The sequence below is a fragment of the Eubacterium sp. BL-380-WT-2B genome, from assembly GCF_009696115.1.
GTDB classification, from domain to species: Bacteria; Bacillota; Clostridia; order Eubacteriales; family Eubacteriaceae; genus Eubacterium; species Eubacterium callanderi.
Map to the genome: position 1 here is coordinate 370,823 of NZ_VUMP01000002.1, position 22,685 is coordinate 393,507.

Sequence of the window (22,685 nt, forward strand, 5' to 3'; positions counted from 1 at the left end):
TTTCGTTTATCCTACTATTTTACCACAGTTTCTATCAAAAAACAGTGCCTAAAAATAATTTATAAAAAAGTAAATTTGTTGTTAAAAAACAGAGCGATTAGTGTTAAAATACCTATAAGTGTGTTTAAGAAAAAGTACAGAAAACGAGATTATGCTTATGTGGAGGAAAGTATGACATTATCGATGTTTATTGGTCTTTTTGGGGGCCTGGGGATGTTTATCTATGGGATGCATCTGATGAGTGAGGGCTTAAAGATTGTTGCCGGTAATAAGATGAAGCATCTTTTGGAGATTTTGACAAACAATCGCTTTAAAGCTGTGCTGTGTGGGATCATTGTCACCATTATGGTTCAGAGCTCCAGCACCACGACGGTTATGGTGGTTGGTTTTGTTAATGCATCACTGATGACGCTTACCCAGGCGGCTGGGATTATTCTGGGAGCCAATATTGGGACCACCGTAATGGCACAGCTCATTGCCTTCAACGTCACAGCGGTCGCACCCTTTTTTATCGGTGTGGGTACCTTTATGGCTCTTTTTGCCAAAAAGAAAAGCGCGCGGGATCTGGGGAGTATTCTGCTGGGCTTTGGGATTTTGTTTTTCGGCGTCAATCTGATGTCTTCAACCATGGAGCCATTAAATGACAGCCCGGAGTTTATACATCTGCTAACGACCTATGGCAAAAACCCGATTTTCGGTCTGCTGCTGGGCACAATCATCACGGGCATTATGCAGAGCTCCGGCGCGACACTCGGTCTGCTTCAGGCTCTGGCTATTTCCGGCGTTTTCGCTGGCGTCGGCGGAACAGACGCGATCCAGATCTGTATTCCGATTATGATCGGTACAAACATCGGGACCTGTGTCACCGCGCTCTTATCCAGCATCGGAACATCCACCGCGGCCAGAAACGCGGCCTTCATCCACCTTTTTGTGAATATTTTCGGAGCGGTATGGGTAATGATAGTACTGGGTATTATTGATGCAGTTGCGGTTGTCAATCCGATTTATGAGTTGATTGTCAATATTTCAGGAACGACGATCACAGAGACGGGTCAGGTACTGCCCAATGTCGCGCGCCAGATCGCCATGTCACATACCTTCTTTAATGTGGCCAATACCATTGTGCTGCTGCCGATTATTGACCGGTTTGTAACGCTGCTGGAAAAAATGTTTCCCACAGCCGAAGAGGAAAAGGGGCTGCAGCTGGACGAACGTCTTCTCAATAACCCGTCGGTTGCCCTTGGCCAGGTTGGCAAGGAGGTCATCCGCCTGAGCAAAATGGCAAAGAAAAACTTTAAAACTGCCTGTGACGCAGTCATGACAGGTGATGAAAAACTGATTGAAAAGATTATTGAGCGTGAAGAACGCATTGACGAATTTGAGCATGGTATTATGGACTTTACGGTCAGGCTTTCAAATATGAATGTATCGGAACAGGAAAATGACCGTCTGGCCTTTTATCTGAAGGGAAGCCATGACCTGGAACGTATCGGAGATCATGCTGAAAATATCAGTGAGCTGGCTGAAATGAAAAATCGTGAAAAAATCGCCCTGAGTGATGTTGCGACAACCGATCTGGAAAATCTCATTGAGTTTACAAACAGAACATTGAACGATGTGAGCCAGATGATTGAGACAGAGGACAGAAGCCTCTGCGAACGTGTCTTAAACGAAGAAGACCAGATTGACGCGCTGACCGATAAGCTCAAAAATGAACATATCCGCCGCCTGAATAAAGGACAGTGTAACGCCTACGCGGGTGTTGTATATCTTGATCTGCTGGCGAACATTGAGCGTGTCGGCGACCATGCGTCCAATATTGCCAATGACATATTGGAGCTTAAGGAGCAGCGCGGCGTCAACAAAATTGAGGAGGTAATTTACTAATGCATTATGATATTATCATTATCGGGAGTGGCCCTGCCGGGCTGGCGGCGGGTTTATATGCCGCCAGAGGGCAGATGCGCACACTCATTCTTGAAAAGGGCGGCTTTGGCGGTCAGATCGCTACCAGCTGGGAGGTCGAAAATTATCCCGGAGCGCCGGCAGATACCACTGGCCCTTCTCTTACTGAGAGAATGAGGGAACAGTGTGTGGATTTTGGCGTTGAATTTCAAACGGAAGAGTTTAAATATTTTGAAAAAACCGGACAGACCTTTGAGGTAACCACAAGCAGTACGGTATATCAGACAAAGGCGATTATCGTAGCAACGGGCGCCCAGCCAAAACTGCTTGGCTGCCCGGGAGAGCTTGAGTTTCGTGGACTGGGCGTCTCCTACTGCGCTACCTGCGACGCCAATTTTTTCAGGAACCTTGAAATTGCGGTTGTCGGCGGCGGCGACACCGCCATTGAGGAAGCCATTTATCTGACCAAATTTGCGTCTAAAGTAACGGTTATCCACCGCAGAGACAAGCTGCGTGCCGCTAAGGTTCTTCAGGAGCGCGCCATGGAAAATGAAAAAATCCGCTTTGTATGGGACAGCGTGGTTGAGGAGATTAAAGGCGATGGCCTGGTTCAGAGCATTGTGGTTAAAAATGTTAAGGACGGCGCTCTGACAGAGATCCCGGTACAGGGGGTATTTGTCTATGTCGGCCAGATCCCGCACACTCAGTACTTTGTTGGCACTTTAGAAAAGGATGCACGCGACTACCTGATCACCGATGAAGATATGTGCACCAACATTCCAGGCGTCTTTGCGGCTGGCGATGTGCGCCGTAAATCTCTGCGGCAGGTGGTGACAGCGGCGGGAGACGGAGCGATTGCGGCTGTCAGCGCCATCAAATACATTGAGGATTACTCGGAAGTGGCAGAATCATGAAACGGCTGGCAGCGGTTATCCTCGTTCTGCTGACTGCCCTCAGCTTTGGTGGATGTCAGACAAAAGGCGGTGAAAAGGCTTATGAGGAACCCGTTATCATGTTCGCAGCCGGTGTCGGAGGTGTTGAGGATGGTTCTTTTAACAGCAGTATCATCAACGGCCTGCGAAAGGGCGCCCGTGAGCTGAAGTACGACCTGAAAATTCTTCAGAGTGAGACGGATGATCAATACAATGAGAATCTTAAGGCTGCGATTCAGGCAAAACCGGCGATGATCATTAGTGTGACAGGCCACAGTGATCAGCTGCTGGCAGCGGCGGCTCAAAATCCAGATATCCATTTTGCGTTGATTGACGGAACCACCCCAAAAAACGCGGGAGCTGATTTGCCGGCAAATTTTGTTTCGATGAATTTTGACAATGCCCAGGGTGCTTTTCTGATGGGCGTTCTGGCGGCATCGGCCAATGACACTTCAGGGGTTCAGGGGTTCATCGGTGGTATGGATATTCCTGTGGTAAAGAGCGCGGAGATAGGCTACCGCGCCGGCATTAAAGCCGTTTCTCCGGAAAATGTTGTGGTGAGCAGCAATATCGGCAGCTTTAATGATGCCGAAAAGGCGGGGCAGGTGGCCGGAGAACAGCACAATCAGGGAGCCAGCGTTATTTTCGGCTTTGCGGGCGGCTCGAATATCGGCGTCATAGAGAACGCCGCGTCTGGCGGTTACTGGTTTATCGGCGTTGATCAGGACCAGGCGGTTGTCTATCCGCAGTTTGCGCCGACGATCCTGTGCTCAATGGTCAAAAATGTTGACAACGCAGCTTACGACGCTGTAAAAATGCAGATGGACGGCAGTTTTAAGGGCGGCATTTACGAGTATGGTGTGGGAAACGGGGGCATTACCCTTGGCAGCGCCGGCGGCAATATTACACCGGAGCTTCAGTCCATATATGATACATGGCAGAAGGCGATTTCCGACGGAAGCGTCAGGGTACCTGAAACCCAGGCTGAGCTGGACGCCTTCAATGCCCATACCGAAGAAGAATAATACGGAAAGATGATGCGGCAGAACGCCGTATCATCTTTTTTAAATTTATTTTAATGGGAAAACATGATATAATACCTTGATAGATTAGAATAAAGCACCCGAATGATGAGGAGATTATAATGTATAAAAAAATATTAGCCATTACTTTGGCGGCCCTACTGTTTCTGGCCGGCGTGAACCCCGCCTTTGCCCAGGATGGTAACGATAATCCGCCAGATGGAACCATTGCGCTGACCATTGTGCACACCAACGATACGCATGGACAATATAAAAACAGCGCCAGTACGGTTGGCTTTGAAAAGGTCAAGGCCATTGCCGATAAGGAGAATGCAGATTTGATACTGGATGCGGGGGATGCATTCCACGGCTTGCCTTTTGCGACGATTGAACAGGGGAAAAGCACTGCGGAGCTGCTCCGTGCAGTTGGATATGATGCGGTATGTCCTGGGAATCATGATTTTAATTACGGCGCAGCAGCGTTGAAGGCGCTGGGAACGGAAGAACCAGCTGTTAAAACGGAGGATTCAGAGGGCAGGGCCGATAAGGCGCAAAAGAATTTTAAGCTGCTTAACGCCAATGTCGTTAATGCCTCCGATGGTCAGAATTATTTTCAGCCTTACATGACAAAAACCGTAACGCGTGGTGAGGAAGTCTCGGTAAAGGTTGGTGTTTTCGGACTGATCAGCCCGGATATTTACAGCTCAACCGCGCCGGAAAATGTAAAGGATGTCCGATTTGACGATGCTGTGGAAGCGGCGAAAAAGACCGTTAGTAAACTGAAAAACGATGAAAAATGTGATGTTATTATCGCACTTACCCATATTGGAATGACTGAAAAGGAAGGCATGCTGAGCAGCCGGGACATTGCGAAGGCAGTGCCGGAAATCAATGTCATCATTGACGGACATACGCATGCGCAGTATGACGAAGTGGTGGGAAACACATTGATTGCCCAGACTGGCGCCTATTTCAGCAATGCCGGTATTGTGAAAATTTTTTACGAGCCTGATAGCAGGAAAATCGTCAACACAGTCGGCCGCGTTATTTCGCCGGCGGATGCTGAGGCGTATGAATCAAACTGGGAAGTCTCAAAAATCATTGAAGACATTGAAGCGCGGCAGAAGCCTGTTTTAAACCAGGTTGTTGGGAAAACCGACGTACCGCTGGAGGGCAGCGCGATTAAAACCTATACTGAAGAAACAAACCTGGGGAGGGTGATTACCTCAGCTTATCTGGAGACGACGGGAGCTGATATTGCCTTTGAGAACTGCGGAGGGATTCGAGCGTCCATTGCAGCAGGGGATATTACTAAGGGCAGCGTTATTGGCGTTTCCCCCTTTGGCAATTATCTGGTGACCAAAAAAATTACCGGGGCCGATCTGAAAAGCATTCTGGAAAAGTCTCTTGAAATGGGGGCGAATAACCTAAAGGCTTATCAGGAAGGAAAACACGAATGGCCTGCAAACGGCGGCGGTTCCTATCTGCAGATTGGCGGTATGAAGGTGGCCTATGACCCAGCCAGGTCTTTGGACAACCGGCTGGTATCCGTAGATATCGGCGGCGCTCCCCTTGATCTTGACAGTACCTATACCGTGGTGACCAACCAGTTTGTGGCTTCAAACGCCTCCAAATACCCTGAGCTGGCGGTCAAGCCAGAGCTTAACCAATACGGTGCTTCTGAGGAGGCGGTGATGCGCTATATCACAAACCATTCGGGCAAGGAGGAGTGGGCAGCCTTGATGAGTGAAAAAAATCTGAAAGCCGTGGGGGGCAGCGGGGATACCGGAACACAGCCCGGAAATGAAGCGGTTGAGAATCAGAATCCCATGACGGATCCCTCTGAGGAGGACCCAAAACAAACGTCAGGTACCCAGAATATAACCGGAACAGGTGAGAATGCCCCAACCGGAGTCTTTGACAACAAGGCTGGAGCGGCTATTTTTGCCGCGGCAGCCCTGGCTGTGCTGATACTGGGAGCGGCGGTGTTTAAACATGAGAGTGACTACCGTCAGCAGAAGGAAAAATAGAACAATGACCTTTTTTACAGGTTGTACTTTTATTTACCTGTAAAAATTAGAGGATAAATAGTAAAAAAAGGTTATTGAGAGAAACAGCATGGAAGTATTAAGAAAAATCTTTTATAATATTAAGTAAAGAATGGCTGGTGCTAATAAGACAGCTCGTTCTCTAATTTTACAAACATGAGGAGGTAATTATGGCTCAGATTTTAATTTCACCAAGCAAATATGTTCAGGGGTCCGGTGAATTGTACCGTTTAGGAGAGTATGTTTCTGCATTGGGGAAAAAGGCACTCTGCCTGATTACAGACAGCGGCCTGAAACGAAATCAGGCTGTGCTCGACAAAAGCTTTGAGGGAAGCGGCGTATCCGTTGATTATGAAGCTTTTAACCGGGAATGCTGTAAGAAAGAAATCGACCGGATCGGCGCGGTCTGTAAGGAAAAAGGGATTGATGTTGTGATTGGTGTAGGGGGCGGAAAGACCTTTGATACCATCAAGGCCGTAGGCTATTATCACGACCTGCCGGTTGTGATTGTCCCGACCATTGCCTCCACCGATGCGCCGTGCAGCGCCCTGTCGGTTATTTACACCGAAGACGGCGTGTTTGAAAGCTATTTGTTCTTAAAACAAAACCCAAATCTTGTTCTGGTTGATACCGACATTATCGCGAAATCACCGTCGCGTCTGGTTGTTGCCGGAATGGGCGACGCACTGGCGACCTATTTTGAAGCGCGCGCCTGCGAAGCCAGCAACGCCTCTACCTGCGCGGCTGGCACCACGACAATGGCGGCACAGAATCTGGCAGAGCTTTGCTATGACACGCTGATTGAAGAGGGCTTTATGGCCAAGCTGGCAGCTGATAATAACTGCTGTACCAAGTCGCTTGAAAAAATTATCGAAGCCAACACACTGCTCAGCGGTATCGGGTTTGAAAGCGGCGGCCTGGCAGGCGCCCACGCGATCCACAACGGCTTTACCGTATTGCCGGAATGCCACCATATGTATCATGGCGAAAAAGTAGCCTTTGGCACACTGGTTCAGCTTGTTCTGGAAGACGCGCCAGTAGAAGAAATCGAGGAAGTATTGGAATTCTGCCTGTCAGTAGGACTGCCGGTAACGCTCAAGGAACTTGGCGTTGAAGAAGTCACAGAAGAAAAGATCCGTGCAGTGGCTGAAGCTTCTACTGTCCCGGACGAATCCATTCACAATATGCCATTTGAAGTAACCGCTGATTCTGTTTACGCGGCGATTATGGTCGCGGACAGCCTCGGTAAGGAATACTTGGGATAAAAACAGGAATGACAAAAAGCTCCAGTGTAATGCTGGAGCTTTTTTGACCCATAGGGATTAAAAACAACACTTGATATTTAATGAGAAAAGGTATACACTAAAGAGAGTGGGAGCGCATCGCTCCCGATCTTAAACTTAAACAGGACCGGCAAAACGATCCGATCAGGAGGTTATACAATGAAGAAAGAGCAACTGGAAAGAATGGCGAATGGCAAAGGCTTTATTGCAGCCCTGGACCAGAGCGGCGGCAGCACGCCAAAGGCACTGAGATTGTACGGCATCGCTGAGGACAGCTATCAGGGCGATGATGAGATGTTTGATTTGGTTCACGCCATGCGGGTGCGGATCATCAAAAGCCCAGCCTTTACATCAGAATATATTCTGGGGGCGATTCTTTTTGAAAAGACCATGGACCGTACCATTGACGATGTTTACACAGCCGATTACCTCTGGGAGAAAAAGGGAATACTGCCGATTTTAAAGGTCGATAAGGGTTTGGCCGAGGAAAAGGACGGCGTTCAGCTCATGAAGCCGATCCCGGATCTGGACGGCTTGCTCAAGCGGGCGGCAGACCGCCATATCTTTGGTACAAAAATGCGCTCAGTCATCCAATCTGCCAATGCGGCTGGCATTAAACAGATTGTTGACCAGCAGTTTGAAGTGGGCCTGCAAATTGCGGCAGCCGGCTTTGTGCCAATACTGGAACCGGAAGTCAATATCAAAAGCGCTGATAAAGCAGAATGCGAAAAAATACTGAAAACGGAAATTTTAGACCGCCTGAATACCCTGGACGACAATGTCCGCCTGATGTTTAAGCTCAGCCTTCCATCTGAAAACGGATTCTACAGCGACATTATCGCCGATAAGCATGTGGTGCGCGTGGTCGCGCTGTCCGGCGGCTATACCCGTGAGGAATCAAACGCCCTGCTGGCACAGAATCCGGGCCTTATCGCCAGCTTTTCCAGAGCGCTGTCCGAAGGGCTGAACGCGAGCCAGAGCGACGCGGAATTTAACGCCATGCTGGCAGAGTCGATCAAGAGCATCTATGATGCCTCAATTAAATAGCATTCAACGCAAAAGACCGTATCTGTACGATTCAGATACGGTCTTTTTTTATTTCAGATATTGTTTACTGCTCATCACTCAGGAGATCAGGTAGATCATAAACCCAAAGAGAAGTTCCTCGACCGATTGCAGGCTTTCGGCCGCAAAAGGAGCGGCTTCCTCGGGAATATCATATTTATTCATGGTTTCTTCAAAATCAGTGTAATATTCGGATTTTACAGTCATTGGTGCCTCCTGTTAATAGATTCCGTATTCATGTACGAAATTGAATACTGCTTTTAAGTTCGCTGGATTAATGTCATTGAGGCGGAGAATGGCTTTGTCAAAGCCAAAAATGTATCCGCCGTCCGGGGCGAAGATGTCGATTAATTCTTTTGCCTTGTCGATACATGCCTGCTCAGTGCCCGATTTTAAGAGACCGATGGGGTAAAGGCCGCTGACGATATGCCGGCTGCCTACCTTTGCTTTTATTTCCTTAGGGTCGCCATATTCAAAAACCATTAAAGTATTTTCAGGCAGCTCATTTAAATAGTCCAGGTAGCGGGACCAGTCTTCTTCCACAAAAAGATTGGCGCCGGCTCCCGCGGCGTTCAGCCCTTCGACATAAGCTTTAAAGGTTGGCCAGTAGAATTTCAGGAAGTCCTTTTCGCGCATGTACGGCGCCATGTGGAGCGGGATAAAGGTTCGGTTATAGCGGCTTGAAGCAGGATTTATACCAGCCTTCAGGCAGACCGGCAGTAATGCCTCACAGGCGGCAATGACTTTGTCCGGACAGCGGCGGATATCCTTGCTGATGCCTGAGAAAGAGCGCAGCTGGTCGGAAAGCGTATCCAGCGGCTCGGCTGAAGCGGCTGAGGCCATGGTATAGGTGCTCCGTCCATATTTTTCGGCAATTTTCTGATAGCCCTCACCCAGTGCGGCCATACTGCTCGCAAAGGTAAAGAAGGCCTTGGCCAGAACCTTCTGCCCCTCAAATCCGGGGCGGTTGAGTTCTTCATAAATTCTTGGAAGAATGGTTTGCCAGAGTGTTTTTACCGGATCGGCAATAAAGGCGTCGTAATCCTCAACCTCCATACCGCGGACCTCCGGATGCTGTAAAAATCCATCGGCGCCCATTTTAAAGTTTTTTGCGCCTAGAATTTTATAAAGCTGTGGAAGACGGATGGTAATGCCGAGAACCGTGTCCCCGTCAAAATCGCGGGTGGTGACGTCAATGGCTTCCAGGGTTTTTTCGATACTGTACTGTTCTTTTTTGAGGCTATAGCCGGCATACTCAAGACAGAAAGCATTATCAATGTTTGTGAGAATTGGAACGCGCGAGGGCATTTTTCCATCAAAAACAGCCTCAAAAACTTTATTTACCGCGTGGGTTTTTTCATTTAAAGATGTATTCATACTACCTCCCAGTAATAACTGATCGCGAACAGGTTTTAACGTTGACTTAAGAATAACAGGTTTCAAATTCAAAGTCAAGTAAAAACTATTCGCGAACAGGAAAAAACTGTTCGCGAATAGTTTTTCTTAAGGATTGCTTGAAATATCTTTTTTTTTGTGGTTAAATAGTACAAAAGACAGCGATGGGAGAAAAAACGTGAAAGAGAAATTGGATAAAAAAAAGGCGAAGCAGATTATTTATGAAACAGCAAAGCGTTTATTCTTTGAAAAAGGGTATGAGGTCGGAAGCCGCCAGATCGCAAAGGAGGCAGGTGTCAGCCAGGCGCTCATTACCTATCATTTTGGCAGTAAGCGAAACATAGGTATTCAGGTCCTTAAGGAGGATTATCAGGTGCAGGCCTCATACCTGAAATATTTTGTCGATCCGAAGGAGGAACCCCTGTTTTTTATTATCAATTTCCAAAATATGACCATGCGCATCCGTGAGCACGACCCGCGAATGGCTTCTTTTATTACAGGTGTGATGAAGGAGGACTTACTGGAGGAATCCATTTACGAAGGCAATCAGGCTGAAATTTTTGAAGCTCTTGTCCGTGAGATGCCGGCCAATGGTTATAGCTTTGAAAAAAATTATAAGCTTGCTCTGGGGACAATTTTCGGCATACAGCGTTCGCTGCAATGGAAAATTAATCAGGGCTTTGATCTGACCTACGCAGAATGCTTTGATTATGTTGTGCGCAGTTTTAATTTTGCTCTCAACCTGAATTTTACCGAGGCGGAGATTCAGGACATGATTGAGCGGTCAAATCGGATGGTCGATCAGCTTTTCGAGCGTTATCCGCAGCTGTTAGATACCGACCAGTATCTTGTGGTACAAAATATGGGATCAGATTCCTGAATCTGGTCTTTTTTTATTTTAAGAAAGGCTACAGGTTTTTAAAGCCGCTTAAAAAGCCTGTTTTGAACAAAAAGATCATGAAAATCGTTTGCGGATTTTACTTTTCTCTTGAAGTCTTTCAAAAAAGGTCTATAATAATATTTAAGTTACTTAACTATTATGTTGGGTAATAATTAAGATAGCAAAAGAAAAATGGAGACCGCGATTCCGTTGGCTTCGGAAGGTCTGGTTCCCAAAAGGGAAGGAGTTTATCATGGATCATGAGAAAAGCCTTGGGGAAACGTTTCTGGCCAGTTTAAACAAGGTAAAAAAGAATCTGTTTCACACCATGAGCAAGCAGCGCATTGACGGCCTGCGCCAAAGTGAATTTTTTATGCTGATGCGTATTGCCAATCACTGTAAGGAGCAGGAAAATGAGCATTTGAAAAATGGAACAGCACCACTACCCGGGGTGCGTATCTCAACGCTGAGCAAGGCGACAAACAGCTCGATGCCCGGTGTTTCTCAGATGATTAACGTCCTCGAGAACGCTGGATACGTGGAGCGTATCACCACCAAGAAAGACCGCCGTGTTGTTTATGTCAATTTGACCGAGGCCGGAAGGGTCATGCTGAAAACAGCACCAAGACCCATGCTCAACCTGCTGACTCGCACAACTGAGGAAATGGGAGAAGAAAAAACCAGGCAGTTTATCGCTTTGATGGATGAGTTTTCCGAGACCATCGAGCGGCTGAACCGCGAAAGCAACTAAAACGGAGTAAGACATTAAAGAAAGGAAGCAAATATGACAAAATTAGCAAAGTATCTCAAACCCTATATCGGTTCGATTTTGCTGGCTTTTATTCTGCTGTTTGTCCAGGCAATGTCGGATTTGAATCTGCCAAATTTCATGTCCGATATTGTCAATGTGGGGATTCAGCAGAATGGGATCGAGCATGCCGCGCCAGACGCCATCAGCGAGCAGGGATATGATTTTATCACCAGCTTTATGACCGATGAGCAGAAAAAAACCGTATCAGAGGCCTATGAGGAAGTAACGCCCTCGGCAGCGACCGATAAACAGATTAAAAAATATCCTGAAATGAAGAATGAGCGTGCTTATGTGCTCAGGAACACAGATGAGGATACCTACACGAAGCTGGATGCCATCTTTGGTGAGGCCGACTGGACTTTTATTAATTTCGTAGAGGATATGGCCGAACAGAAGGGAAGCACAGCCAGCCAGGAGGACATGACAGCCAACGTTGACGACATGGATTTATCCAAGCTGTACGAAATGACACCTATGCTGAAAATGATGCCGAAGGAACAGTTCGACAGCGCCAGAGAAAAGGCCGTGCAGACGCCAGAGTCCACCCAGCAGCAGACAGGCGCCATTTTTGTCAGGGAATTCTATAAAGAATTAGGCGCCGACACCAGCTATATACAGACCATGTATATCCTTAAGATTGGCGGCATCATGCTGGGATTATCGCTGATTGGTGTTATCGCAGCCATTTGTGTTGGCCTGCTGGCCGCCAAGGTAGCCGCTGGTTTTTCACAGGTGGTGCGCAGAGATATTTTTAAGAAGGTTGAGTCCTTCTCAAACACCGAATTTAACCGGTTTTCAACCGCCTCGCTCATCACGAGGAGCACCAACGATATCACCCAGATGCAGACGCTGCTGATCATGGGGATACGAATGATCTGCTACGCGCCCATCTTAGGGGTTGGCGGGGTGATTATGGCATTGCGGGAAAGCACGTCCATGAGCTGGATTATCGCTGTGTCGGTCATTGTGCTGGTCGGAGTGATTGTAGTGACTTTCTCACTGGTGCTGCCGCGTTTTAAAATTGTTCAGAAGCTGGTGGACCGCCTGAACCTGGTCATGCGTGAAAACCTTAATGGGATGTCGGTGATCCGCGCCTTTGGGAACCAGGATTTTGAACGTGAACGTTTTAAAAAAGAAAACATACGAGTGACAAACAATAACCTTTTTATCAACCGTACAATGGTCTTTCTGATGCCGTTGATGATGCTTATTATGAATGGCACCACTTTGCTGGTTATCTGGCTTGGCGCACATCAGATCGCGGACTCAACCATGCAGGTTGGTAATATGATGGCCTTTATGCAGTACGCCATGCAGATCATCATGTCTTTCCTGATGATTTCCATGATGTTTATCTTGGTGCCCAGAGCCGCTGTTTCCGGCGAACGTATCGCAGAAGTGCTGGCAGTGGACCCGGTGATCAAAAGTCCTAAAAATCCAAAGCCCTTCCCTCAGAATGTGCCGGGACGCCTGGTGTTTGACCATGTTTCCTTCCACTACGAGGGCGCAGACGAGGACGTGCTCCATGATATTAGTTTTGAGGCTGATCCAGGACAGACAACAGCCTTTATCGGCTCTACCGGCTCAGGTAAATCAACATTGATTAACCTCATTCCCCGTTTTTATGATGTGACCGACGGCGCTATTACGCTGGATGGCGTGGATTTAAGAGATGCCTCTCTCCACGACCTGCGCGACAAGGTTGGTTATGTCCCTCAAAAGGGGGTTCTGTTCTCAGGAACCATTGATTCCAATCTTCGCTATGGCCGCAAAGAGGCCACCGAGGAGGAAGTGCGCCAGGGGGCGGAAATCGCCCAGGCTATGGAATTTATTAACGCGAATTCTGATGGTTTTGAGCGAGAAATCGCCCAGGGCGGCGACAATGTCTCTGGTGGGCAGAAGCAGCGTTTATCCATTGCCAGAGCCCTTGTTAAAAAACCGGATGTCTATATTTTTGACGACAGCTTTTCGGCCCTTGACTTTAAAACAGATGCATCCCTGCGTTCGGCCCTCAAGAATTATACCGAGGAGGCTACCGTGCTGATTGTTGCCCAGCGTATTAATACCATTATGAATGCTGAACAGATTATCGTTCTTGACGAAGGCCGCGTGGTCGGAAAGGGAACCCATGAAGAATTATTGAGAAGCTGCGGTACCTATCAGGAAATCGCAAGCTCACAGCTGTCAAAGGAGGAATTAGGAAATGTCTGATAAAGTAACGAAAGCAACGACTCCAACGCCTCCAAAACGCCGTGGCCCCATGGGCCGTGGGCCGGTGATGGCGAGCGGTGAAAAGGCAAAAGACTTTAAGGGTACCCTTAAAAAACTTTTAGCTTATCTGAAACCCCATCGGGTTGCCGTGACCTTTGTCGTGATCTTTGCTATCGCTTCAACTGTTTTTAACATTGTCGGACCTAAAATTCTGGGACAGGCAACCACGAAAATTTTTGAAGGCGTGATGAATATGATCGCCAATACCGGCAGTGGCATTGATTTTGAAGGTATCGCAAAGATTTTACTGTTTTTGGTAGGACTGTATATTATCTCGGCTGTTTTCTCAGCGCTCCAGGGATTTTTGATGACAGGCGTGTCGATGAAAGTCACCTACAAGCTGCGTGAAAATACCTTTGCGAAAATAAACCGTCTCCCTTTTAAGTATTTTGATAAAACAAGTTACGGCGAAGTTTTGTCGTTTTTAACCAATGATATTGAAACGGTCAACCAGACCCTTAACCAGAGTTTGACCCAGATTATTACCTCTGTGGCAACCGTTATTGGTATTCTGGTCATGATGTTCTCCATCAGCTGGCAGATGACCCTGGTAACGCTGTGTATTATTCCACTGTCCTTTGTGTTCATCGTACTGGTGGTCAAGCGGTCCCAGAAATATTTCAGCAGCCAGCAGGAATATCTTGGACATATCAATGGACATATTGAGGAAATTTATGGCGGCCATTCAGTGGTTCAGGCCTTTAACAACGAAGAGGAAGCATACAAAACCTTTGAGGGACTCAACAACAACTTATATGGGTCGGCCTGGAAATCGCAGTTCCTCTCGAGCCTGATGCAGCCTATTATGGCCTTTATTGGAAACCTGGGCTATGTGGCTGTGTGTATTTTGGGCGGTTATCTGGCCGTTAACGGCCGCATCTCCGTCGGGGATATTCAGGCGTTCATCCAGTATGTCCGCCAGTTCAACCAGCCGATCTCACAGATTGCCAATATGTCCAATATCATGCAGATGACTATGGCTGCGGCTGAGCGTGTCTTTACATTCCTGGCTGAGGAAGAAGAGGTGCCGGACCCGCAGAATCCGGTGTCACCTGCAGATGTCCAGGGGAATGTCACCTTTGATCACGTTCATTTTGGCTACAACCCGAACAAAATCATTATCAATGATTTCTCCGCACAGGTAAAGGAAGGCCAGAAGATCGCCATTGTAGGGCCTACCGGCGCGGGCAAAACCACGATTATCAAGCTGCTCATGCGTTTCTACGATGTAGACTCCGGCGCGATTCTGGTGGATGGCCACAACATTAAGGACTTTAGAAGAAACGATCTGAGAAGCCTGTTTGGGATGGTTCTCCAGGACACCTGGCTGTATAACGGCACCATTGCCGACAATATCCGCTATGGGCGTCTGGACGCTACCGATGAGGAGGTTCAGCAGGCCGCTGTGGCCGCCCAGGTGGACCACTTTGTAAGAACACTGCCCGATGGCTACAGTATGGTGCTGAACGAGGAAGCCAACAATGTGTCCCAGGGGCAGAAACAGCTTCTGACCATTGCGCGTGCGATCCTCGCAGATCCTAAAATTTTGATTCTTGACGAAGCGACCAGCTCTGTCGATACCCGTACCGAAATCCTCATTCAGAAGGCCATGGATAACCTGATGCATGGGCGGACCAGCTTTGTCATTGCCCACCGCCTGTCCACCATCAAGAACGCAGACTGTATCTTCGTGATGAAGGACGGCGATATCATTGAACAGGGAACCCATGAAGAACTGCTTGCCCGAAATGGCTTCTACGCAGACCTGTATAACAGCCAGTTTGAAGTGGAAGAGGAGGCGTAAAAAAACAATTATGAAATACAATATTGTCACCATTGAACGGGAATATGCCAGCGGCGGTCGGGAAATCGGCTACCGGACAGCAGAAAAGCTGGGGATTCCTTACTACGGGAAAGAAATACTGGAGATGGCTGCGAAAAAGAAAGGCGTTTCCCCCGAATATCTTGAAGAGCTGGAAGAAACACCAACCAACAGCTTCTTCTACTCTGTCTACATGCTGTCTAAAAACCTGATAGGCGATACGCCCAGCCTGCCGGAGAACGATGCGCTGCGGCTGGCAGAAGCTGAAATTATCAATGATCTGGCAGCGGAAGGCCCCTGTGTCATCATTGGCCGGTGCGCCTGCCACGCCCTGAGAAGACGAAAGGATGTCCTGAATGTTTTTATCCACAGCAGCTGGGAGGCCCGTGTAAAACGGGCGGTGGAGACCTACGGCGTGGACGCGGCCAACGCAGAAGTTGTGCTGAAAAAGTTTGATAAACGCCGCGCCTGTTACTATAATGCGAATACGGGCAAAAAGTGGAGTGCCCCCGAAGGCTACCACATGATTCTGGATTCGGGCAGGCTTGGAATTGGAAAATGTGTGGATATTTTAGAAAAAGCTGTGGAGTGAAATAACCGGAAAATGACAATGCAGAGAGGATACGGCAAAACGCCATATCCTCTTATTTTAATTTATTTTTCGCAAAATATGTGAATGCTTAAAGTTTTGTTAAAATTACTGAAATTTTTTGTTTTTCTAAATAAAGGTTGACAGTCCTTCTTTTAATCGTGTAGAATTCAACTAGAAATAAACATCTTATTTGTTTTGTTTTTTTTATTTTTAGAAATAGGGGGCGAGCAGATTATGACAGGGGATTCATTGAATGCGCAAATTGGGGCTCAGGTTCGGATGTATCGAAAAATGGCAAAGATCAGCATTGATGAAATGGCTCGAACCATTGGTAAGAGCCGGGCGACAATCTCAAAATATGAGACAGGAGCGATTGGTATGGATGTTTCAACTTTGTTTGAAATTGCCTCGACATTAAACATTGGGGTCTCTCATCTTCTGGATATACCGAAAGAAGACAAGACGACGGAAGTAACTCAAAGCCAGCTGGGAAATATTGACCACTTTTATCTTTACCAGCAGTCGCGCCATAAAAATTTTTGTTCTTACATCCGTCTTGGGGAAGAGCGGGCAAACGGTCAGATTTACGCGACCTTTTATTATCAGCCGGAAGATATTAAAAACTATAAAAAGTGCGAGGGGATTTATCACGGTTCCATGAACATCCGGGATAATTTTATTATTTTCATCATGCAGAACCTTTACTGTGAGGCGGAAATTGCGTATTTATCTTTTTTCATCCCCATGAAAAAGCTTTCCGCGATTCCGGGAATTCTGACGGGAATGGACAATTACAGCATGCGTCCAACCGCCATTAAAGTGATTCTTTCAAAGGAGCTGATGACCAGCAAGGAATTGGAGGAATTTTTTGTCGTGTCGAAAGAGGAGATAAAACGTTTGAAAGAAGATCATTGTTTTGTGATTGACCCTTAAAAGGGAAAAGTGTAAAAATTAGTAAAATGTTTAATATTTAACAAACCCGGTAAAAGTGTTATTTTAACTGGGTTTTTTCATTTTTTTGGATGATTTTTAAAAAGGTCAGGGAAATAATACGTTTTCATATAAATCTGTTTTTTTGTGAAAATGATTTCTTGAGAAAGCAAAAAATACAAAAAACAGATTAAAACAGGTTAAAAGTTTCGTATAAAGAAGTTTTTGAGGTAAAAATTGAGATTCTAAAGAATATTAAGCAACTTTGCAGAAAAAACATACTGAGAATATAATAAAACCATCATCAGAAAAGAGGAGCGGACGTACACAGTGCTGCAATGAGGCAGCCTTAATCACCTGAGATTCGGACCTGTAACGCTGATTAAAGAGGAGAGTGTAAAATGAGTCAAAGAAAAGACAAGTGGATTGTTGGTCTTGCGTTGTTTTCGATGTTTTTCGGTGCCGGGAATGTGATCTTTCCGCCTTATCTTGGAATGACGGCAGCGTCTATGTGGGTGCCGGCCTTTATCTGCTACTACATCGCAGATATTGGACTGGCGATGCTGGCCATCCTGGCCATGCTGAAATGTGACAGCGATATCGAAGGAATTACCTGCCGCATTGGGAGGATACCCGCTGTGCTGCTGTCGACGCTGGTGGTGCTGTGCGTTGGCCCGATGCTGGCCATTCCCAGGACTGCGGCGACAACCTTTGAAATGGGCGTTTCGCCCATCTTTCCGGGGGTAAATCCACTGGTTGCTTCGATCGCATTTTTCGTGCTTATCTGGGTGCTGTGCGTGAAGGAGGCATCGGTGGTGGACATTGTCGGTAAATTCCTGACACCGGCTCTGTTTATCGGGCTGATGATTGTCATCATAAAGGGGATCATTGATCCACTGGGGCCAATTGCGGCTGAGCCAAAGGTCTCAAATATTATCAGCAGCGGCATCATCTCGGGATACCAGACAATGGATGTGCTGGCAGCGCTGATTTTTGGGGTTATTATTGTAAAAACGGTCAAGGAAAAGGGCTATACGGAGATCAAAGCCAAAAACGCTGTAATCGGAGGCGCTGGGCTGGTTGCTGGGGCAGGGCTCCTGATTGTTTATTTTGGTCTGGCCCACCTTGGAGCGACAGCCTCGACCATGTATGGGGTGGATGTTTCCAGGTCTACACTGATTCTTGAGATCATTAAAAACCTTCTTGGAAATGTCGGCATGGTTATCTTTGGAATTGTGGTAGCGCTGGCCTGTATCACCACAGCAGTGGCGCTGGTCAGCTCCAGTGGGGCTTATTTCTCCCGGTTAAGCAAAGGGCGTGTCAGTTATAAAGTCATTGTCACCATTGTGTGCGTGATTTCACCGGTCATCGCCAATATCGGCCTGGATGAGATCATCGCCATTTCAGAGCCGGTCCTGTCCATTGTCTACGCGCCGGCCCTTACACTGATCATTTTAACCATTGTAGGTGACAAGATCAAAAATGACAATGTCTTTAAAGCGGCCGCGCTGGGCGCGTTTTTGATCAGCGTTTTGGAGACAGCCGCCAATCATGGTCTGGGCTTTCAGTTCGTCAACTATTTACCGCTTCACCACTTTGGGTTCGGATGGCTGCTGCCAACCGTGATCTGCGGCGTGGCCGGGTATTTTATCAAGGGCGACAAGAAAAAAGTAAGCCCAGAAGTATCTGTCCCGGAGCCCGATCCCGCAGAGACAGTGCGAAAGGGAAAAATCTAAGGGATATCTATGCCGGCCGGATTAAGAGCCGCTGGTATCTATATATTATTATTAAAAATTATGTTTTGGAGGTATGAAAAAATGAGTATTTTTGAAAAGATGGATTTCTATGGACACGAAGAACTGGTATTCGCACGGGATGAGGAAACAGGTTTAAAGGCCATTATCGCCATTCACGACACGACCCTGGGCCCGGCGCTCGGCGGCACCCGGATGTGGAACTACGAGAGCGAGGAGGATGCTCTCTATGATGTTCTGCGGCTGTCCAGAGGCATGAGCCTTAAAAATGCGGGCTGTGGATTAAAGAACGGCGGCGGAAAAGCCGTAATCATCGGCGATCCGAGAAAGCTTAAAAATGAAGCGTTTTTTAAGGCCTATGGCCGCTTTATTGAATCCCTTGCCGGGAGATATTATACTGCTGAGGACGTCAATATCAATACGCAGGATATTGCCTACATGCAGGAGACAACCAAGTATGTTACCGGCACCCGGGAAATTGGCGGCAACCCGTCACCCTATACAGCCAGAGGAACCTTTATGGGAATTAAAGCCGGAATCAAGGAAAAGTTTGGCGCGGACACGGCCGAGGGATTAACCGTTGTGGTTCAGGGGCTTGGCAGTGTTGGTTATATGGTCGCAAAGCTGCTGCACGATGAGGGCGCAATCTTGAAGGTTTATGACATTAATCCGGACGCTGTAAAGCGGGCTGTTGAAGAATTTGGCGCCACCCCGCTGAACGCTGACGAGGTACTGACAGCAGAGTGTGATATTTTTGCCCCATGCGCTCTGGGCGCGGTGATCAACAGCGGCAACGCCAAGGCTTTGAAGTGTAAAATTGTAGGCGGATGCGCCAACAATGTGCTGGTTGACCCACAGACCGGCGAGGAGCTGGAAGAAAGAGGCATCCTCTATTTACCGGATTATATCATTAATGCCGGCGGTGTTATCAACTGTGGTGAAGAAATTGTGACAAAGCCCTACGACGCCAGCAAGGTAACAGAAAAGGTTGATAAAATTTATGACACCACCCTCAACATCATCCATTATGCCAAAGACAAGGGCATTACAACCTATGAGGCCGCAGACCACTACGCAATGGATATCATCAAGGCGGGACGCGCCTGATTCTTATTAAAAAGCCTTGACGGCAGGCCTGTGAAGCAGTTAATTTTACTGGCCTGCCGGATAAAAATCATTAGTTTTGCAAAAGGGCAGCCGGTCATTGTGCTGAAGCCGCTGCGGAGGTGAAAAAATGTTGGAAAAAGACAAAAGAGTACGAATCATTGCCGGCCATTACGGAAGCGGAAAAACAGAGTTTGCGGTCAATTACGCAGTTGCCCTGAGCAAAAACGCACCAAGGGTTGTACTGGCAGATCTGGACATTGTCAATGTTTTTTTCAGGTCCAGGGAAAGGCGTAAGGAGCTGGAGGAATACGGCGTGAGGGTAATCGGGTCCTCCATTAAGCAGGATAACTGTGATCTTCCGGCCGTTTCAGCGGAGATTGGGACACCGGCAAAGGATAGAGCGTGTGACTATATCATCGACCTCGGTGGAAACAGTGTGGGCACCACCACGCTGGCCCGCCTGAGGCCGCTTCTGAGCCGGGACGAGATTGATTTTTTCATGGTCGTTAATGTAAACCGGCCGGATACCGCGAGTGTGGAGGGAATCCTCTTTCAGAAAGAATGTCTTGAGTACGCTTCAGGCTTTCAGGTAACGGGGTTCATTAACAATACAAACCTTGTGAGAGAGAGTACCCTTGAAAATCTGGTCGCTGGCGACGCGGTGTTGAGGGAAGCCTCGAAGCGGACGGGGATTCCCATCCGGTATACGTCTTATATGGAAGAAATCATTGGCAGGGTATCAGGGAGGCTGTCTGGCGAGCGGCTGCCGCTGAAGTTTTTCATGCGGGAAGAATGGATGTAATAAACCAAATATGGAGGAGTAGACATGGCAAGAGCCAAAGGAAACGTCATCATTGATGAATTTTATTGTAAAGGGTGTGAACTATGTGTGTCCGTCTGCCCAAAGGATATCTTGGCGCTGGATGAAACACGCCTGAACATCAGCGGGTATAACCCCTGTATGGTCACCGATATGGGCGAATGTATCGCCTGTGCGAACTGCGCTAAGATGTGTCCGGAAGCGGCCATCACAGTAGAAAAATGCGATTAGGGAGGGATAGCAGTGACAAAGGTTTTAATGAAGGGGAATGAAGCAGTTGGCAAGGCGGCGATGGAGGCGGGATGCCGGTTCTTTTTTGGCTACCCGATCACGCCGCAGAGCGAGGTTCCAGAGTATCTGTCCAGAGAGCTGCCTAAAATCGGGGGGACGTTTGTGCAGTCCGAATCCGAGGTGGCAGCTATCAATATGGTCTACGGTGCGGCAGGAGCAGGCGCACGGGTTATGACCAGCTCATCCTCACCTGGAATCGCCTTGAAGCAGGAGGGGATCGGTTATATTACCCGGGCGGAGCTGCCGGCAGTGATTGTTAATATGATGCGCGGCGGCCCTGGCCTGGGCGGCATACAGCCAAGCCAGGCCGATTACCACATGTGTGTAAAGGGCGGCAGCAATGGGGATTACCATAATATTGTCCTGGCGCCGTCGACGGTACAGGAGGTTGCGGATATGGTCATGGAGGGGTTTGACCTTGCGGACTATTACCGTACACCGGTGATCATTCTGTCCGACGGAATGATCGGCCAGATGATGGAGCCTGTGGAGTTCAATTACAGGCCATCCAAAGAACTGAAGCCCAAGGACTGGGCTATGACCGGAAAAGGGAAGGGCGAGCGCCACCTCGTCATTAACCTGGACCTAGAAGCCGAGGGGCTGGAAACCGCCAATTTTGAATTGCAGAAAAAATATGAGCAGATCCAGGAAAGTGAGCAGCAGGCGGAAAGCTTTATGATGGAAGACGCCGAGTACGCCTTTGCCGCATACGGCACCGCTGCCCGGATTGTCAAGACAGCCATTAAGCGCCTGCGTGAGGAAGGTTACCGCGTGGGGCTGATAAGGCCAAAGACTCTGTGGCCCTTCCCAGAAAAGGTATTTAAAAACCTTTCGGTCAAGAAGATCATGGATGTTGAGATGAGCCTTGGCCAAATGGTGGACGACGTTAAACTGGCCTGCGGGGATATCCATAAAGTCGAGTTTTACGGCCGCACCGGCGGTGTGATCCTGACGCCAGAGGAAATTGTTGAATTTGCGAAATCTGTGATGGAGGTGGAAAAAAATGACCACTGTATTTAAACGCACCCAGGGGCTGACCGAGGCAAAGACCCACTACTGCCCAGGATGTACCCACGGTATTGTCCACCGGCTTGTCGGTGAGGTTCTTGAGGAGATGGGGCTGCTGGAGGAAGCCATTGCGGTGGTCCCGGTTGGCTGTGCGGTCATGGCGACCAGCTATTTCAATACTGATGGCATCCAGGCGGCCCATGGCCGCGCGCCGGCTACGGCCACCGGGGTTAAACGGGTACACCCGGATAATACGGTTTTTACCTACCAGGGGGACGGAGATCTGGCCTCCATTGGCACCGCGGAAATCATCCACGCGGCTGCCCGGGGTGAGAAGATCACGACCATTTTTATCAACAATGGCATCTATGGGATGACGGGTGGCCAGATGGCGCCGACGACCCTGCCAGGCATGAAGGCAACCACCTGCCAGAGTGGGCGTGATCCCAAAATCGACGGGAACCCCATACGCGTGTCAGAGATGCTGAGCACCCTTGAGGGAGCCGCTTACATTCAGCGCGTTGCAGTCAATTCGCCCTTTAATGTGATGAAGGCCAGAAAGGCGATTCAAAAGGCCTTTGAGGTTCAGAAAAAAGGGCTTGGCTTTTCACTCATTGAGGTAGTTTCAAGCTGCCCGACCAACTGGGGGCTAACGCCGGTCAAAGCCATGCAGTTTATCGAAAAAGAAATGATCCCTTACTACCCGCTGGGGGTTTATAAAGACATTACCAAGGAGGCAGAGTCGTAAA

The 22,685-nt window shown here is 48.1% G+C and carries 20 protein-coding genes; 18 read left to right on the forward strand and 2 right to left on the reverse strand.

Annotated features, from left to right (window positions below):
* Window positions 1-171 precede the first annotated feature (171 nt).
* From FYJ53_RS04745 to FYJ53_RS04770, 6 genes are all read left to right on the forward strand, one after another.
* Window positions 172-1,887, forward strand: coding sequence for a Na/Pi cotransporter family protein (locus tag FYJ53_RS04745; RefSeq protein ID WP_013381740.1), 1,716 nt, complete (start codon window positions 172-174; stop codon window positions 1,885-1,887).
* A complete protein-coding gene (trxB, locus tag FYJ53_RS04750) occupies window positions 1,887-2,819 on the forward strand; it encodes a thioredoxin-disulfide reductase (protein ID WP_013381739.1) in 933 nt (310 codons plus the stop codon). The genes FYJ53_RS04745 and trxB overlap by 1 nt, the downstream gene beginning before the upstream one ends.
* Window positions 2,816-3,862, forward strand: coding sequence for a BMP family protein (locus FYJ53_RS04755; protein WP_154557025.1), 1,047 nt, complete (start codon window positions 2,816-2,818; stop codon window positions 3,860-3,862). The genes trxB and FYJ53_RS04755 overlap by 4 nt, the downstream gene beginning before the upstream one ends.
* A gap of 119 nt (window positions 3,863-3,981) precedes the next feature.
* Window positions 3,982-5,889 (forward strand): bifunctional UDP-sugar hydrolase/5'-nucleotidase, encoded by a 1,908-nt coding sequence (locus FYJ53_RS04760; RefSeq protein ID WP_154557026.1) that lies wholly within the window; start codon window positions 3,982-3,984, stop codon window positions 5,887-5,889.
* A gap of 188 nt (window positions 5,890-6,077) precedes the next feature.
* Window positions 6,078-7,172: a glycerol dehydrogenase gene (locus tag FYJ53_RS04765; protein ID WP_013381736.1), complete on the forward strand. Its 1,095-nt coding sequence runs from the start codon at window positions 6,078-6,080 to the stop codon at window positions 7,170-7,172.
* 177 nt (window positions 7,173-7,349) lie between these two features.
* Window positions 7,350-8,237, forward strand: a complete 888-nt coding sequence (locus FYJ53_RS04770; RefSeq protein ID WP_154557027.1) for a fructose bisphosphate aldolase — start codon at window positions 7,350-7,352, stop codon at window positions 8,235-8,237.
* A gap of 78 nt (window positions 8,238-8,315) precedes the next feature.
* Here the strand turns inward: FYJ53_RS04770 and FYJ53_RS21095 are convergent, their stop codons facing one another.
* Both FYJ53_RS21095 and FYJ53_RS04775 read right to left on the reverse strand, forming a co-directional pair.
* Window positions 8,316-8,462 carry a hypothetical protein gene (locus FYJ53_RS21095; protein ID WP_167495274.1) on the reverse strand — a complete coding sequence of 49 codons (147 nt, stop codon included), beginning with the start codon at window positions 8,460-8,462 and terminating at the stop codon, window positions 8,316-8,318.
* A gap of 12 nt (window positions 8,463-8,474) precedes the next feature.
* A complete protein-coding gene (locus FYJ53_RS04775) occupies window positions 8,475-9,632 on the reverse strand; it encodes a uroporphyrinogen decarboxylase family protein (protein ID WP_154557028.1) in 1,158 nt (385 codons plus the stop codon).
* A 196-nt stretch (window positions 9,633-9,828) separates the two neighbouring features.
* Here FYJ53_RS04775 and FYJ53_RS04780 point away from each other — a divergent pair, with 196 nt between their 5' ends.
* The 12 genes from FYJ53_RS04780 (at window position 9,829) to FYJ53_RS04835 (ending at window position 22,684) form a co-directional block, all read left to right on the forward strand.
* On the forward strand, window positions 9,829-10,530 hold the full coding sequence (locus FYJ53_RS04780) for a TetR/AcrR family transcriptional regulator (RefSeq protein ID WP_013381732.1): 702 nt from the start codon (window positions 9,829-9,831) through the stop codon (window positions 10,528-10,530).
* 253 nt (window positions 10,531-10,783) lie between these two features.
* Entirely contained in the window at window positions 10,784-11,281 is a 498-nt protein-coding gene (locus FYJ53_RS04785; protein ID WP_013381731.1) for a MarR family winged helix-turn-helix transcriptional regulator, read from the forward strand.
* A gap of 33 nt (window positions 11,282-11,314) precedes the next feature.
* Window positions 11,315-13,552: an ABC transporter ATP-binding protein gene (locus tag FYJ53_RS04790; protein ID WP_154557030.1), complete on the forward strand. Its 2,238-nt coding sequence runs from the start codon at window positions 11,315-11,317 to the stop codon at window positions 13,550-13,552.
* The gene (locus FYJ53_RS04795; protein ID WP_013381729.1) at window positions 13,545-15,416 is read left to right on the forward strand and encodes an ABC transporter ATP-binding protein; all 1,872 of its coding nucleotides are present in this window, start codon (window positions 13,545-13,547) and stop codon (window positions 15,414-15,416) included. The genes FYJ53_RS04790 and FYJ53_RS04795 overlap by 8 nt, the downstream gene beginning before the upstream one ends.
* Before the next feature lie 10 nt (window positions 15,417-15,426).
* A complete protein-coding gene (locus FYJ53_RS04800; RefSeq protein WP_041689919.1) occupies window positions 15,427-16,026 on the forward strand; it encodes an AAA family ATPase in 600 nt (199 codons plus the stop codon).
* Between the two features lie 234 nt (window positions 16,027-16,260).
* The gene (locus FYJ53_RS04805) at window positions 16,261-16,959 is read left to right on the forward strand and encodes a helix-turn-helix domain-containing protein (RefSeq protein WP_038352786.1); all 699 of its coding nucleotides are present in this window, start codon (window positions 16,261-16,263) and stop codon (window positions 16,957-16,959) included.
* Window positions 16,960-17,357: 398 nt separating this feature from the next.
* The gene (gene brnQ / locus FYJ53_RS04810) at window positions 17,358-18,692 is read left to right on the forward strand and encodes a branched-chain amino acid transport system II carrier protein (protein WP_013381726.1); all 1,335 of its coding nucleotides are present in this window, start codon (window positions 17,358-17,360) and stop codon (window positions 18,690-18,692) included.
* Between the two features lie 81 nt (window positions 18,693-18,773).
* Window positions 18,774-19,817: a Glu/Leu/Phe/Val dehydrogenase gene (locus FYJ53_RS04815; RefSeq protein ID WP_041689918.1), complete on the forward strand. Its 1,044-nt coding sequence runs from the start codon at window positions 18,774-18,776 to the stop codon at window positions 19,815-19,817.
* 127 nt (window positions 19,818-19,944) lie between these two features.
* Window positions 19,945-20,619, forward strand: coding sequence for an ATP-binding protein (locus tag FYJ53_RS04820; RefSeq protein ID WP_096920767.1), 675 nt, complete (start codon window positions 19,945-19,947; stop codon window positions 20,617-20,619).
* A gap of 24 nt (window positions 20,620-20,643) precedes the next feature.
* Complete coding sequence (locus tag FYJ53_RS04825; RefSeq protein ID WP_013381722.1) at window positions 20,644-20,868, forward strand: 4Fe-4S dicluster domain-containing protein; 225 nt, start codon at window positions 20,644-20,646, stop codon at window positions 20,866-20,868.
* 12 nt (window positions 20,869-20,880) lie between these two features.
* Window positions 20,881-21,948, forward strand: a complete 1,068-nt coding sequence (locus FYJ53_RS04830) for a 3-methyl-2-oxobutanoate dehydrogenase subunit VorB (RefSeq protein WP_302822260.1) — start codon at window positions 20,881-20,883, stop codon at window positions 21,946-21,948.
* Window positions 21,932-22,684, forward strand: coding sequence for a thiamine pyrophosphate-dependent enzyme (locus FYJ53_RS04835; RefSeq protein WP_013381720.1), 753 nt, complete (start codon window positions 21,932-21,934; stop codon window positions 22,682-22,684). Before FYJ53_RS04830 ends, FYJ53_RS04835 begins: the two co-directional genes overlap by 17 nt.
* Window position 22,685 lies beyond the last annotated feature (1 nt).

Bases quoted from the DNA above. Each gene is read 5' to 3' on its own strand.
- FYJ53_RS04745 (WP_013381740.1), top strand. From the start codon at position 172: ATGACATTATCGATGTTTATTGGTCTTTTTGGGGGCCTGGGGATGTTT.
- trxB (WP_013381739.1), top strand. From the start codon at position 1,887: ATGCATTATGATATTATCATTATCGGGAGTGGCCCTGCCGGGCTGGCG.
- FYJ53_RS04755 (WP_154557025.1), top strand. From the start codon at position 2,816: ATGAAACGGCTGGCAGCGGTTATCCTCGTTCTGCTGACTGCCCTCAGC.
- FYJ53_RS04760 (WP_154557026.1), top strand. From the start codon at position 3,982: ATGTATAAAAAAATATTAGCCATTACTTTGGCGGCCCTACTGTTTCTG.
- FYJ53_RS04765 (WP_013381736.1), top strand. From the start codon at position 6,078: ATGGCTCAGATTTTAATTTCACCAAGCAAATATGTTCAGGGGTCCGGT.
- FYJ53_RS04770 (WP_154557027.1), top strand. From the start codon at position 7,350: ATGAAGAAAGAGCAACTGGAAAGAATGGCGAATGGCAAAGGCTTTATT.
- FYJ53_RS21095 (WP_167495274.1), bottom strand. From the start codon at position 8,462: ATGACTGTAAAATCCGAATATTACACTGATTTTGAAGAAACCATGAAT.
- FYJ53_RS04775 (WP_154557028.1), bottom strand. From the start codon at position 9,632: ATGAATACATCTTTAAATGAAAAAACCCACGCGGTAAATAAAGTTTTT.
- FYJ53_RS04785 (WP_013381731.1), top strand. From the start codon at position 10,784: ATGGATCATGAGAAAAGCCTTGGGGAAACGTTTCTGGCCAGTTTAAAC.
- FYJ53_RS04790 (WP_154557030.1), top strand. From the start codon at position 11,315: ATGACAAAATTAGCAAAGTATCTCAAACCCTATATCGGTTCGATTTTG.
- FYJ53_RS04795 (WP_013381729.1), top strand. From the start codon at position 13,545: ATGTCTGATAAAGTAACGAAAGCAACGACTCCAACGCCTCCAAAACGC.
- FYJ53_RS04800 (WP_041689919.1), top strand. From the start codon at position 15,427: ATGAAATACAATATTGTCACCATTGAACGGGAATATGCCAGCGGCGGT.
- FYJ53_RS04805 (WP_038352786.1), top strand. From the start codon at position 16,261: ATGACAGGGGATTCATTGAATGCGCAAATTGGGGCTCAGGTTCGGATG.
- brnQ (WP_013381726.1), top strand. From the start codon at position 17,358: ATGAGTCAAAGAAAAGACAAGTGGATTGTTGGTCTTGCGTTGTTTTCG.
- FYJ53_RS04815 (WP_041689918.1), top strand. From the start codon at position 18,774: ATGAGTATTTTTGAAAAGATGGATTTCTATGGACACGAAGAACTGGTA.
- FYJ53_RS04820 (WP_096920767.1), top strand. From the start codon at position 19,945: ATGTTGGAAAAAGACAAAAGAGTACGAATCATTGCCGGCCATTACGGA.
- FYJ53_RS04825 (WP_013381722.1), top strand. From the start codon at position 20,644: ATGGCAAGAGCCAAAGGAAACGTCATCATTGATGAATTTTATTGTAAA.
- FYJ53_RS04835 (WP_013381720.1), top strand. From the start codon at position 21,932: ATGACCACTGTATTTAAACGCACCCAGGGGCTGACCGAGGCAAAGACC.